This is a genomic window from Modestobacter italicus, assembly GCF_000306785.1.
GTDB classification, from domain to species: domain Bacteria; phylum Actinomycetota; class Actinomycetes; order Mycobacteriales; family Geodermatophilaceae; genus Modestobacter; species Modestobacter italicus.
Window position 1 is genome coordinate 761990 of record NC_017955.1, and the last position, 11524, is coordinate 773513.

Below are 11524 nucleotides of genomic sequence, written 5' to 3' on the forward strand. Positions count from 1 at the left end.
CCGAGCCTAGGTGGTCACCACGCACGACGACCCCGGGGCCGCGGGGGCGGCACCGGGGTCGTCGGTCGGGGGCGGCTACTTCGAGGCGGCGTCCAGGGTGACGTCGACCTTCGAGGTGTCCGAGCCGCGGCGGATGGTCAGGGTGACCGTGTCGCCGGGCTGCGCGCTGCGGACGGCGGCGGTCAGCTCGGTGGAGCTGGTGACCGTCCGGTCGCCGACCGCGGTGATCACGTCGCCGGCCTCGAGCCCGGCGTCGGCGGCAGGGGAGCCGTCCTGCACCGAGACCAGCTGGGCGCCGGTGCCGACCGCCGCCTCGGCGTTGTCCGCGGCGGTGGTGGCGTTCACGCCGAGCAGGGCGTGGGTGGCCGACCCGGTGTCGATGATCTCCTCGGCGATCCGCTTGGCGGTGTTGGCCGGGATCGCGAAGCCGACGCCGATGTTCCCGCTCTGGCTCGCCTCCTGACCGGGCAGGTCGGAGCTGGCGACGGTGGCGATGGCGCTGTTGATGCCGATCACCTGGCCCTTCGCGTCGACCAGCGCACCGCCGGAGTTGCCGGGGTTGATCGCCGCGTCGGTCTGCAGCGCGTCGATGACCGCCTGGTCGGTGTTCGAACCGGTGGCGACGGCGCGGTTGGTCGCGCTGATGATGCCGTCGGTCACCGTGTTCGACAGCCCGAGGGGCGCACCGATCGCGACGGCCAGGTCACCGACCTGCACGTCGTCGGAGTCGGCGAACGTGGCCGGGGTCAGCCCGCTGGCGTCGCTGAGCTTGACGACGGCCAGGTCGGAGGTCGGGTCGGTGCCCACCACGGTGGCGTCGTAGAGCGTGCCGTCGGAGGTGCGCACCTGGACCGTGGCCTGGTCGGTCGAGCTGTCCAGCGTGACCACGTGGTTGTTGGTCAGCACGTAGCCGTCCGCGGAGAGCACGACGCCGGACCCGGAGCCCGAGCCGGAGCCCCCGCTCACGTAGATGGTGACGACGCTGGGTGCCGCCTTCGCGGCCGCGGCGGTGGTGCTCGTGGCGTTGTCGGCGTCCTTGATGACGACGCTCTGCGCGGAGGCGCCGCTCGCGGTCGCCACGCCGCCGTCGTCGGTCAGCGCCATCACGCCCGCACCGGCTCCACCACCGATCAGCGCCGCGCCGACCAGGCCGGCGGCGACGCCGAGGCGCCAGCGGCCGGGCCGCCGGGTCGGCTGGGCGGGGACACCGGGCTGCACCGGGGGCTGGAAGGCCGGCGGGACCGCGCCCGCGCCGGGCTGACCGTGCGCCTGGTGGTACCCGGGCGTCCCGTAGCCGGCCGGCGGCCACGGCTGGTGCTGCGCGGCAGCGGGCTGGCCGTACTGCTGGGTGGGGTGCTGGCCGAACGGCGGCGTCGGCTGCTGGCCCGGCTGCGCCGGGGTCGGCGGGAACTGCTGGGTCGGCTGGGCGCCCAGCGGCTGCTGCGGTGCGGGCTGCCCGAGCGGCTGGGCCGTCGCGCCGCCCGGCTGCTGTGGGGCGGGCTGCTGCGGTGCGGCCCACCCGGCGCCGGTGCCGGCGTCCGCGTTCCGGTCCGTGCCGTGCCCGGTCTCGTCGGCGGGGCGGTCGTTCTCAGTCACTGGTGGTCCTTCCCACGTCGCGGCAGGCCCTCCCCGTCGCGATGCACCCACTGTGCGCCCGGGGACTGGTCCGGGACTGGTGGTCCGCTGTGAGTTGTCTGGACGCGGCGGAGCCCGCCGTACCGCGACTCTGCGCGGCCGGACGGTTTCCTGGCGTGTGCGCGCGTGATCATGCGGGGCCGGGGGAAGGGGAGGGGCGGCCGGCGCTCGTCGTCCCTCGCACTCCCTCTCCCCGTCCCGGAGGCCGTCGGTGCCGGTTCGTGCACTCCTCACCCGTTCCGCCCTCGCCCTGCTCGTGCTGGTGCTCGCCGCGCTCGCCGCCGTCGGCGGGGTCTCCCTGGGCGGGTCGGGCCTGGTCGCCGTCGTGCTGGCCGCGGTCGTCACCGCCTGCCTGGCCGCGGGCATCGTCCGCGACGGGGACACGCCGCGGCCCCGCCAGGCGGTGGTCGACACCGCGTGGCGCGCGGCGGTGGGCACGGTGGCGGTGCTGCTCGTGCTGAGCGGCTGCGTGGTGCTGGCCGGCGGCTCGCTGACCGCCCTGCTGGCCGGCGTCGCCGTGGGCGGCGTGCTGGTGCGCTGGGCGGTGCGGTCGGCCCGCCGGGCCCGGCGCGACCCCGGGGCCACCGTGCTGCCGCTCCCGGGAGCCGGAGCCGGGGGTGGCCCGGTCGGGTTCCTGTCCGTGGAGGCGCTGGGCCGGGAGTGGCTGCGCACCTCGGCGGCGCTGGCCCAGACCCGGGACGCCGCCGTCCGCCAGGCGCTGGTCCAGCGGCGGGAGGAGGCGCTCGACGAGCTCGAGCGGCGGGACCCCGTGGGCTTCAGCCGCTGGCTGGCCGAGGGTGCGACCGTCGACAGCGACCCGGCGCGGTACGTCTCCGGCGACCCCACCGCCGGCTACGACGCGGCCTGACCGCCCCGCTCAGCGCGGCTCGGTCAGGCCGGCGATCACCGCGCTGACGTCGGCCGCGGCCGGGTCGTCGAGCGCGGCGGCCGCGGCCTCCATCGTCTGCAGTACCGCGGTGTCGAGCCGGTCGGAGACGCCGGCGGACCGCAGCGCCTCCTGGATGAGCCGCGCGTCCTTGGTCGCACCGGGGAGCCCGAAGCTGACCGGGAAGCGCCCGTCGATCATCAGCCCGCCCTTGACGTGCGCGTAGGGGGTGTCCAGCGGACCGCCCTCGATGGCGGCCAGGAAGTGCTCGGGGTCGACGCCCAGGCCGCGGGCCAGCGCGATCGACTGGGCCGCCCCGGCGGTGACCATGAACAGCCACGCGTTGCACGCCATCTTCAGCCGGCTGCCCGCCCCGGCCTCGCCGAGCCACAGCGTCTTCGACCCCAGCGCGTCCAGGACCGGGGCGAGGGGCTCGCGGAGCTGCTCGGGACCCGAGGCGAGCATCACCAGCGCGCCCTTCTCCGCGGGCTCCTTGGTGCCCAGCACCGGGCAGTCGACCAGCGCCAGGCCCAGCTCGGCCGCGACCGCGGCGGTGCGCTCGGCGCCCTCCACCCCGACGGTGCTGCACTGCAGCCACGGCGTGCCGGCCGGCGGCGCCGCCTGCCGGACGACGTCGATGGCCGCGTCGGCGTCGAAGAGCATGGTGAGGACGACGTCGGCGCCGGCGACGGCCTCGGCGGGGGAGCCGCAGGCCTCGGCGCCGGTGCCGGTGAGCGCCTGCACCTTGGCCGCGTCCCGGTTCCACGCGCGCACCGGGAGCCCGGCGCGACGCAGCGACCGGACCATCCCCGCGCCCATCGTGCCCGTGCCGAGGACCGCCACCACCGGGTTCGTCATGCCCTGATCCTCACCCGGGCCGGCCGCCGCGGCAGCCCGGCCGCGAGGGCTCCCGGTAACCTCGGGGCCGGCTCAGGCCCGCCCCATTAGCTCAGTGGTAGAGCACTCGCCTTGTAAGCGAAAGGTCGTCCGTTCGATCCGGACATGGGGCTCGTCCCCGGCCTGCCCCCGGGGTCGCCGCCGGGCAGGGCAGGATGCACCCGTGCAGACCCCGGCAGCCCGCTGATGCCCGCCCCAGGGACCCGCTGGGGGGTGCTCGGGACCGCCGGCATCGCCCGGTCCCGCTTCCTCCCCGCGCTGGCCGAGGCCGGTGGCGAGGCGGTGGTCGTGGGCAGCCGGGACGGCGCCCGCGCGGCCGAGTTCGCCGCAGCGCACGGCGTCGCCCGCGGTGTCACGAGCTACGAGGCGGTGCTCGCCGACCCTGCCGTGCAGGCGGTCTACGTGCCGCTGCCCAACCCGCTGCACGCCGAGTGGGCGGTGGCGGCGCTGGAGGCCGGCAAGGCGGTGCTCTGCGAGAAGCCGCTGTGCGTCGACGCCGACCAGGCCCGGCGGTTGCTGGCGGTGGCCGAGCGGGCCGCGCTGCCGCTGTGGGAGGCGTTCGTCTTCCCGTTCACCGCCCAGCACCGGCGGCTGGTCGAGCTGCTGGCCGGGGGTGCGATCGGGGAGCTGCGCGAGATCTCCGGCGCCTTCCACTTCCTGCTCCGCCGCACCGAGGACATCCGGCTGTCCGCGGCGACGGCCGGCGGCGCGCTGGCCGACGTCGGGTGCTACCCGCTGCGGCTGGCCGCGGAGCTGTTCGGCGGCCCGGCGCTCACCGCCGCCGCGTCCGCGGTGCGCGGCGCCGAGGTCGAGACCGAGCTCGCCGCCCTGGTCGACTACCCCGACGACCGGCGGCTGCTGCTGTCCTGCGGCTTCCGGCGGAGCGCGGACACCACGACGGTGCTCAGCGGCACCGAGGGCACGATCCACCTCGAGGACCCGTACCACCCGCGGCCCGGGAGCAGCGTGGAGCTGCGCCGTCCGGGGGCCGACCCCGTGGTCGAGCGGCCGACCCGTGACCAGCACTCGTTCACCGCCGCGCTGCGGCACGTCGGCGCCGTCCTGGCCGGTGAGGAGGCGCCGCGGCACACCGCGCTGGAGTCGTCCCTCCCGGTCGCCGAGGCGATCGACCTGGTGCGGGCGGCGGCCCGGTGAGCCGGCGCGGGCTCTTCCTGGCGCCGTTCGACGTGCTGGCCGACCCCCGGCTGGTCGCCGAGCTGGCCGCCGAGGCGGAGGAGGCCGGCTGGGACGGCGTCTTCCTCTGGGACCACCTGCTCTACGCCGCCCCCGTCACGGCGATCTCCGACCCGTGGACCTGCTGCGCCGCGATCGCCGTCCGCACCTCCCGGATCGAGTTCGGCCCGATGGTGACGCCGCTGACCCGGCGGCGGCCGCAGGTGCTGGCGCGGCAGGCCGCCGCGCTGGACCAGCTGTCCGGCGGGCGGCTGGTGCTCGGGTTCGGCCTCGGCGACGACGGCGGGGTGGGGGAGCTGTCCCGGTTCGGCGAGGAGCTCGACCCGAAGGTGCGCGCCGCCCGGCTGGACGAGGGGCTCGCGCTGCTCCGCGGGCTGCTGTCCGGCGCCGAGGTCGACCACGACGGGGAGCACTTCACCGCCCGCGGGGTCCGGTTCTCCCCGCCGGCGACCCGCCCCGGCGGCATCCCGTTCTGGATCGGCGGGCGCTGGCCCAACGCCGCGCCGCTGCGCCGGGCCGCCCGGCACGAGGGCGCGTTCGTCATCTCGGTGCCCGGGCCGGCCGGGCTGGCCCAGGTCCGCGAGACGGTCGCCGCGGCGCGGGCCGACGGGCTGGCGGGCTTCGACGTCGTCGTCGACCTCCCGGTGGGGGAGGACGCGCAGCCGTGGGTGGCGGCCGGGGCCACCTGGGTGCTCACCCGGCTGGGCCCCTACGACCTGGACCTCGCCGAGGTCCGCCGGGTGGTCCGCGCCGGTCCCGGCTGAGCCGCTCGCGACGCGCGGCTCCCGGAGCGGTGTGCCAGGGTCGCAGGCGATCGCTGCCGACCGGGCAGCCGACCCCGAGGAGGACCTCCATGAGCGACCACGTGTACCGGCTGAGCGAGATCGTCGGCAGCTCGCCCACCAGCGTCGACGACGCGATCCGCACGGCGGTGCGGAAGGCGTCCCAGACCGTGCGCAACATCGAGTGGTTCCAGACCTCGGAGATCCGCGGTCAGGTCGTCGACGGCGACGTGGCCTACTACCAGGTGACGCTCAAGATCGGCTTCCGCGTCGAGGACTGAGGCCCCCTCACAGGGGCCCGCCGCGAGCCTGCGAGTGGGGGGGCGAGGGGGTCCTTCCTCAGGTGAGGACGACGTCGGTGCCGCGGACGGTGACGCCGACCGGGGCCAGCGGCTCGGTGGCCGGGCCGTGCACCGCGGCGCCGTCGGCGGGGTCGAACACCGAACCGTGGCAGGGGCACACCAGCCCCTCGTCGGCGGCCCGGACGGTGCAGCCCTGGTGGGTGCACCGCGCCGAGAAGGCGACCACGGTGTCCTCGCTGGGCCGGCTGACCACCACCCGCCGTCCGTCGATCGACACCTCGTAGGCGCCGCCGGCGGGCACCTCCGACAGCGGCACGACGACGTCGCCCGGGCCCACCCCGGTGAGCTCGGGCACGTCGCCCCCGCCCCCGCAGGCAGAGAGCGCGACCACCCCCGCCCCCACGCCCCCGGCGATCAGCAGGTCCCGGCGGGAGAAGCAGTGCATCCGGCCATCCTGCCCGAGGGGCCCACGGACCTCCGGCCCTGCCCGAGGAGCCCTACGGACCCCCGGCGTCAGCCGGTCGCCGTGACGAGTGACGGCCGGAGGCTGTCGCGCAGGAGCGGCGGCAACAGCTCAGCGCACCCGGGGCACGGCTCCTGGCCGCGGTGCGGCCCGAAGGGTCGCGATCAACTCAGTCGAAGCTGCCGGAGCCGCCGGAGCGGTAGCGGGCGTTGCGCTCCAGCCGCTCCCGCTCGGCCCGCTCCTCGCGGCGCGCGGCGGTGGTGCCCGGCGGCCAGCCGGCCTTCACCGCGCGGTGCTCGGTGGTCTCGGTCATGTACGCCAGGGAGAACAGCAGGCCGATGACCAGGCCGCCGCCGGCGGCGGTCGCCCGGATGCCGAGGTCGACGGGGGGCAGCAGCAGGCAGAGCGCGACGACCGGGGCCAGCTGGACCAGGGCCCGCGCCAGGTGCCGCAGCACCCAGGTGCGCCGGGTGGTGTCCTCCAGCACCCAGGGCGACAGCGACCGCGGCAGCCCGCCGCCGTAGGCGTACCAGAGCCACTGGGCCGGGTTCGGGCGTCCAGCGTCCACACAGCCACGGTAGGCGCACCGGGGGTCGCGTGCGGGCCCGTGGTGCTCAGAACCGGGTGACCCACGAGCTGGCGCCGGCGGCCTCCTCGTGGTCCAGCTCCTGCAGCACGGCGCGCACGACCTCCTCGTCGACGTGGCCCTTGTCGCGCTCCTCCATGAGCACCTGGCGCTGCACCTCGATGACCTGCTGGCGCACCCGCCGGAAGGTCTGCGCCCGGCGGCGCCCGCGCTCGGCCTGCTCCTCCTCGTCGGCCCGGATCGCCTGGTGCATGGTCTCGGTGCGGGCGAGCAGCGGCCGGCGGATGCGCTCGTCCCACTCCTTGGCCTTGTCCTCGCCGATCTTCGGCGTCAGCGTGGCGACCAGCTCGTCGAGCCGGGCCAGCGCGGCCTCGGTCGACTTCTCCTGCAGGTGCAGCTCCTCCTCGGCGTCCCGCTGCGGCTGGTCCTGGTCCTGCACGCCGAGCCGCCGGATCAGCCGGGGCAGCGTGAGGCCCTGCAGCAACAGGGTGCCGATGGTCACGGCGTAGGCCAGGAACTGCACGGCGCCGCGCTCGGTGAAGGGCGCCCCCTCGACCTCGACCGGCAGCGCCGCGGCCGCGGCCAGGGTGACCACGCCGCGCATGCCGGTCCAGGAGATGACCACCTGGTAGCTCCACGGTGGTCGTTCCGGCCGGGTGAGCCCGGACCGCGACGGCCGCGGTGCCCGGCGGACCAGCTCCAGCCCGAAGACGTAGGCGAACCGGACCAGGACGACGGTGGCCAGCACCGCCACCGCGGCGGCCAGCAGGGAGGCGTTGGACCGGTCGGACTCCTGCACCGCGCTGAGGACGTAGCGCAGCTGCAGCCCGATCAGCGCGAAGACGACCGCCTCGAGCAGCAGGTCCAGCGAGGACCACAGCGGTCGTTCCTGCAGCCGGGTGGCGTAGCCGGCCTGCGGCCCGCGGTGCCCGAGGTACAGCCCGGCCGCGACGACGGCGAGCACGCCCGAACCGTGCAGCTCCTCGGCCAGCAGGTAGGCGGCGAACGGCACGATCAGCCCGAGCACGGACTCCACGACCGGGTCGTCCAGCCGCATCCGGAGCATGTGCACCAGCCAGCCCAGGGCGAGCCCGGTGGCCACGCCGGCGACCACGGCGAGCGCGAAGGTGCCCGCTGCGGAGGTCCAGTCGACGCCGAGCAGGCTCCCGCTGGCGCCGAACACCCCGGCGAGGGCCACCTTGTAGAAGGTCAGCGCCGCGGCGTCGTTGATCAGGCTCTCGCCGGACAGCACGGTCATCACCGGCCGGGGGAGCCCCAGCTTGCGGCCGATCGAGGCGGCGGAGACGGCGTCCGGCGGGGCGACGATCGCGCCGAGCACCAGGGCCACCGGCATCGGCAGCCCGGGGACGACGACCCGGGCGACCAGCGCCACCACGATCGCGGTCACGAACACCAGGCCGACGCCCAACTGCACGATCGGGTGGAACAGGGCGCGGAAGCCGACGTAGGAGACCCCCAGCGCCGCGGAGTAGAGCAGCGGCGGCAGGACGGTGGCCAGCAGCAGCTCGCCGTCGATCTCCAGCTCGGGCACCCCGGGCACCAGGCTGACGGCGAAGCCGACCAGGACCAGGACCAGCGGGGTCTGCCAGCCCATCCGCCGGGACACCGCCGCCACCCCCACCGCGCCGAGTGCCAGCAGCAGCAGTTCGGCCGCGTCCATCCCCCACCTCTCACCGTCGCCCCACGTCGTCCGCCGGGCGCTGTCGGCGTCCATGGTGCGGGGTGCCGGACCGGGCAGCAGGACGAGCGGGGCGCCGGGACCTTCCCGAGGGTCGTGAGCCCTGCTCAGCACCTGCGGCGCGGGGCGTACGGTCCCCCGGTGGACGAACGCCGTACCGGGGTGGTGGCCGGTCTCGCCGCCTACCTGCTCTGGGGCCTGTTCCCGCTGTACTTCCCGCTGCTGGAGCCGGCCGGTGGGCTGGAGATCGTGGCCCACCGGGTGGCCTGGTCGCTGCTGTTCGTCGGGCTGCTGCTGACCGTGCTCCGCGGGTGGTCGCAGGTCCGCGCCGCCTTCACCGACGGCCGGACGCTGCTGGTGCTCAGCGGGGCCGCGGTGCTCATCGTGATCAACTGGCTGGTCTTCGTCTTCGCGGTGAACTCCGGGCACGTCGTCGAGAGCTCGCTGGGCTACTTCATCAACCCGCTGGTCAGCGTCCTGCTCGGGGTGGTGGTGTTCCGCGAGCGGCTGCGCCGGCTGCAGTGGGTCGCGGTCGCGCTGGCCGCGCTCGCGGTCGTCGTGCTCACCGTCGACTACGGCCACCCGCCGTGGATCGCCCTCGCCCTGGCCGGCTCCTTCGGGCTCTACGGGCTGATGAAGAAGCTGGTCCGGGTCGAGGCCGCACCCGGGCTGTTCGTCGAGACGGCGCTGGTGTTCCTGCCGGCGCTGGTGGTGATCGCGGTGCTCGAGGCGCGGGGCACCGCCGCCTTCGGGCACGAGGGCGCCGGCAACGCGGTGCTGCTGGCCCTCTCCGGCGTGGCCACGGCCGTGCCGCTGCTGCTGTTCGCCGCTGCGGCGCGCCGGGTGCCGCTGTCGACCGTCGGGCTGCTGCAGTACGTGAACCCGCTGATGCAGCTGGCGATCGGCGTCTTCGTCCTGGGCGAGCCGATGCCGCCGGCCCGGCTGGTCGGGTTCGCCATCGTCTGGCTGGCGCTGGTCGTGTTCACCGCCGACACCCTGCGGCAGGCGCGCAGCACCCGCCGGGACGCCGCCACGCCGGTGCCGGTCGGCATCTGAGGCCGGCGGCGCGCCGATCGTCGGTGCTGCGGACTACCGTCGTGTGATTCGATCGGACGCCGGCGGAGGACGACCCCAGATGAGCAGCGAGACCGGCAGCGAGCTGCGCGACGCCGAGGCTGCGGCACCCGCAGCGACCCCCGAGGGCGGGGCCGCCGGGACGGGTGGGACACCCGGGAACAGCGGGGCGAGCGGTCTGCCCGCCCGGGAACGCGAGATCCTGGCCTTCGAGCGCCAGTGGTGGCGCTTCGCGGGGGCCAAGGAGGAGGCCATCCGAGAGCGCTTCGGGATGTCCGCCACCCGCTACTACCAGGTGCTCAACGCCCTGGTCGACCGTCCCGAGGCCCTCGCGGCCGACCCGCTGCTGGTGCGCCGGCTGCGCCGGATGCGGGGCGCGCGGCAACGGCAGCGTTCCGGGCGGGTCCTGGGCAGCGACCCCCTGCGCGACTAGCCTCTCTCACTGTGGGGAGGCATGTGGCACCAGGCAGTGACGGGAAGCCGCCAGCGGCGGCCGGTGGTCGTCGGTGGCCCGCGGGCGACGGCGACGTCCCGGTGCGGCTCGGGCAGCCGGTGCGCGAGCCCCGCACCGACGCCGACGCCGACCTGCGCGGGGTGCTGACCCCCGCCGCCGACGAGCCGGGCGCCGACGGTTCGACGCTGTCGCCGTCCCCCCGCGCGGACCGCCGACGGGAGGGGCTGCTCCCCTCCGGCGAGGACCCGATGATCCGCCGTCCGCCGGCCCGCCCCGCCCGGGGCCCGCCGCCCGGCGCCGGCCGCCGCCGCACCGACTTCGACCCGACCGCCGCACCGGGCCGCCCGCCCGAGACGGGCGAACGCCGCCGGGCCCTGCTGCAGCCGGCACCGCAGGCCCGCCCGGCTGCGGCCGGTCCGCAGCCCTCGGGACCGATGACCGCGGCCGCCTCCCCGGCGGTCGCCGCCGGCCGCCCGACCCCGCAGCCGTCCCGTCGGGGCGACGCCGTCCCGACGTCGCCCGGCGCCCGCGCCGCAGGCGCTCCCGCCCGGGACGTCGCCCCGCGCACCACCGGCATGCCGAGCTGGGCGGCGGAGCCCGGCCCGCCCACGCCCCCGCCGTACGACGTCACCCAGCGCGTCTCCGGGCAGGCTCCCGCCGAGTCGCCGTGGGGACAGTCCCCGGCCGCACCGGTGGCCGCCCGTGCTGTGCAGACCCCCTCGACCGTCCCGCCCGCCGGGCGACCGGCCCGCGCGGCGCAGGCACCCGCCCGGCCGCCGGCCCCGGCCGTGCCGCCGCCCGGCCGCGGCGCTGCCACGCCCCCGGTCCTGCCCGAGCCGGACGCCGCCGAGCCGGTGCGCCGACGCGCCGACGTACCGGTGGGCGGCCGGGCCGCCGCCCGGCTGGAGCGGCAGGCCGCCGAGGCCGCGCGGAAGAAGTCCGGCAAGCGGAGCGGACCGCCCACCGGCCCCGGGATCCCCGCGCAGAGCGGTCCCGGTCGCGGCAGCGAGCCTGAGGCCGCCCCCCGGCGGTCGTCGACCCGGCTCGTGCAGGGCCTGGTCGCCACGGTCGTGGTCGCCGTCGGCGTGCTGGGCTTCTGGTCGTTCACCTCGCCCGGGACGACGGAGACCGCCGCGCAGACCCCGGTGACCAGCGACGCGCCCGCGAGCTCGGCGCCGGTGCTGCCGTCCACCGAGACCGCCGCCCCCACGGCCGAGGTCGCCCCGACCCCGGTCGGCCCGGTGTTCGCGCCGATCACCGTGCTCAACAGCACGCGGATCAACGGCCTGGCCGGCGACGTCGGCGACGCGTTCAGCGCCGCGGGCTGGGAGGTCATCGGCACGGGCGAGTCGCCGGTCCAGGACGTCGCCACCACGACCGTCTACTACACCGAGGGCGACACGGTGCAGCAGCAGGCCGCCACCCAGCTGGCCGAGCAGTTCCCCGACGTCACCGGTCCGGTGGCCCGCTACTTCGACGTGCCGGACGAGCCCGCCCCGGGGCTCGTCGTGGTCGCCACCGGGAACTGGCAGCCCTGATCCGGCGCGGGCGG

Annotated in this window: 12 protein-coding genes and 1 tRNA gene; 8 read left to right on the plus strand and 5 right to left on the minus strand. The window is 76.6% G+C overall.

Features of this window, described 5'->3' with window-relative positions; all coding sequences use genetic code 11:
- Positions 1 to 75: 75 nt before the first annotated feature.
- Positions 76 to 1596 (minus strand): S1C family serine protease, encoded by a 1521-nt coding sequence (locus tag MODMU_RS29010; protein ID WP_014738826.1) that lies wholly within the window; start codon positions 1594 to 1596, stop codon positions 76 to 78.
- Between the two features lie 250 nt (positions 1597 to 1846).
- Between MODMU_RS29010 and MODMU_RS03690 the strand changes: the two genes are divergently transcribed.
- The gene (locus MODMU_RS03690; RefSeq protein ID WP_014738827.1) at positions 1847 to 2503 is read left to right on the plus strand and encodes a hypothetical protein; all 657 of its coding nucleotides are present in this window, start codon (positions 1847 to 1849) and stop codon (positions 2501 to 2503) included.
- Between the two features lie 9 nt (positions 2504 to 2512).
- Here MODMU_RS03690 and MODMU_RS03695 read toward each other — a convergent pair whose 3' ends face one another.
- A complete protein-coding gene (locus MODMU_RS03695) occupies positions 2513 to 3379 on the minus strand; it encodes an NAD(P)-dependent oxidoreductase (RefSeq protein WP_014738828.1) in 867 nt (288 codons plus the stop codon).
- A gap of 80 nt (positions 3380 to 3459) precedes the next feature.
- Between MODMU_RS03695 and MODMU_RS03700 the strand changes: the two genes are divergently transcribed.
- From MODMU_RS03700 to MODMU_RS03715, 4 genes are all read left to right on the plus strand, one after another.
- Positions 3460 to 3531 (plus strand) — tRNA-Thr (locus tag MODMU_RS03700).
- Positions 3532 to 3604: 73 nt separating this feature from the next.
- The gene (locus MODMU_RS03705) at positions 3605 to 4573 is read left to right on the plus strand and encodes a Gfo/Idh/MocA family protein (protein ID WP_166503391.1); all 969 of its coding nucleotides are present in this window, start codon (positions 3605 to 3607) and stop codon (positions 4571 to 4573) included.
- Complete coding sequence (locus MODMU_RS03710; protein WP_014738830.1) at positions 4570 to 5376, plus strand: LLM class flavin-dependent oxidoreductase; 807 nt, start codon at positions 4570 to 4572, stop codon at positions 5374 to 5376. Before MODMU_RS03705 ends, MODMU_RS03710 begins: the two co-directional genes overlap by 4 nt.
- A gap of 89 nt (positions 5377 to 5465) precedes the next feature.
- Positions 5466 to 5675, plus strand: coding sequence for a dodecin (locus MODMU_RS03715; RefSeq protein ID WP_014738831.1), 210 nt, complete (start codon positions 5466 to 5468; stop codon positions 5673 to 5675).
- A 58-nt stretch (positions 5676 to 5733) separates the two neighbouring features.
- Here MODMU_RS03715 and MODMU_RS03720 read toward each other — a convergent pair whose 3' ends face one another.
- The 3 genes from MODMU_RS03720 to MODMU_RS03730 form a co-directional block, all read right to left on the minus strand.
- On the minus strand, positions 5734 to 6141 hold the full coding sequence (locus MODMU_RS03720; protein WP_014738832.1) for a QcrA and Rieske domain-containing protein: 408 nt from the start codon (positions 6139 to 6141) through the stop codon (positions 5734 to 5736).
- A 187-nt stretch (positions 6142 to 6328) separates the two neighbouring features.
- Positions 6329 to 6727, minus strand: coding sequence for a DUF5313 family protein (locus tag MODMU_RS03725; protein WP_014738833.1), 399 nt, complete (start codon positions 6725 to 6727; stop codon positions 6329 to 6331).
- A 46-nt stretch (positions 6728 to 6773) separates the two neighbouring features.
- Positions 6774 to 8426, minus strand: a complete 1653-nt coding sequence (locus MODMU_RS03730) for a Na+/H+ antiporter (RefSeq protein ID WP_014738834.1) — start codon at positions 8424 to 8426, stop codon at positions 6774 to 6776.
- Positions 8427 to 8585: 159 nt separating this feature from the next.
- Here MODMU_RS03730 and rarD point away from each other — a divergent pair, with 159 nt between their 5' ends.
- The 3 genes from rarD (at position 8586) to MODMU_RS03745 (ending at position 11510) form a co-directional block, all read left to right on the plus strand.
- Positions 8586 to 9500 (plus strand): EamA family transporter RarD, encoded by a 915-nt coding sequence (rarD, locus tag MODMU_RS03735; protein ID WP_014738835.1) that lies wholly within the window; start codon positions 8586 to 8588, stop codon positions 9498 to 9500.
- A 79-nt stretch (positions 9501 to 9579) separates the two neighbouring features.
- A complete protein-coding gene (locus tag MODMU_RS03740; protein ID WP_014738836.1) occupies positions 9580 to 9951 on the plus strand; it encodes a DUF3263 domain-containing protein in 372 nt (123 codons plus the stop codon).
- A gap of 101 nt (positions 9952 to 10052) precedes the next feature.
- Positions 10053 to 11510, plus strand: a complete 1458-nt coding sequence (locus tag MODMU_RS03745) for a LytR C-terminal domain-containing protein (RefSeq protein ID WP_041794924.1) — start codon at positions 10053 to 10055, stop codon at positions 11508 to 11510.
- The last annotated feature ends 14 nt before the right edge of the window (positions 11511 to 11524 follow it).

What these genes read in the sequence shown, in the direction of transcription:
- MODMU_RS03695 (WP_014738828.1), bottom strand. Translation starts at nt 3,379, where the DNA reads ATGACGAACCCGGTGGTGGCGGTCCTCGGCACGGGCACGATGGGCGCG.
- MODMU_RS03715 (WP_014738831.1), top strand. Translation starts at nt 5,466, where the DNA reads ATGAGCGACCACGTGTACCGGCTGAGCGAGATCGTCGGCAGCTCGCCC.
- MODMU_RS03740 (WP_014738836.1), top strand. Translation starts at nt 9,580, where the DNA reads ATGAGCAGCGAGACCGGCAGCGAGCTGCGCGACGCCGAGGCTGCGGCA.
- MODMU_RS03705 (WP_166503391.1), top strand. Translation starts at nt 3,605, where the DNA reads ATGCCCGCCCCAGGGACCCGCTGGGGGGTGCTCGGGACCGCCGGCATC.
- MODMU_RS03720 (WP_014738832.1), bottom strand. Translation starts at nt 6,141, where the DNA reads ATGCACTGCTTCTCCCGCCGGGACCTGCTGATCGCCGGGGGCGTGGGG.
- MODMU_RS03730 (WP_014738834.1), bottom strand. Translation starts at nt 8,426, where the DNA reads ATGGACGCGGCCGAACTGCTGCTGCTGGCACTCGGCGCGGTGGGGGTG.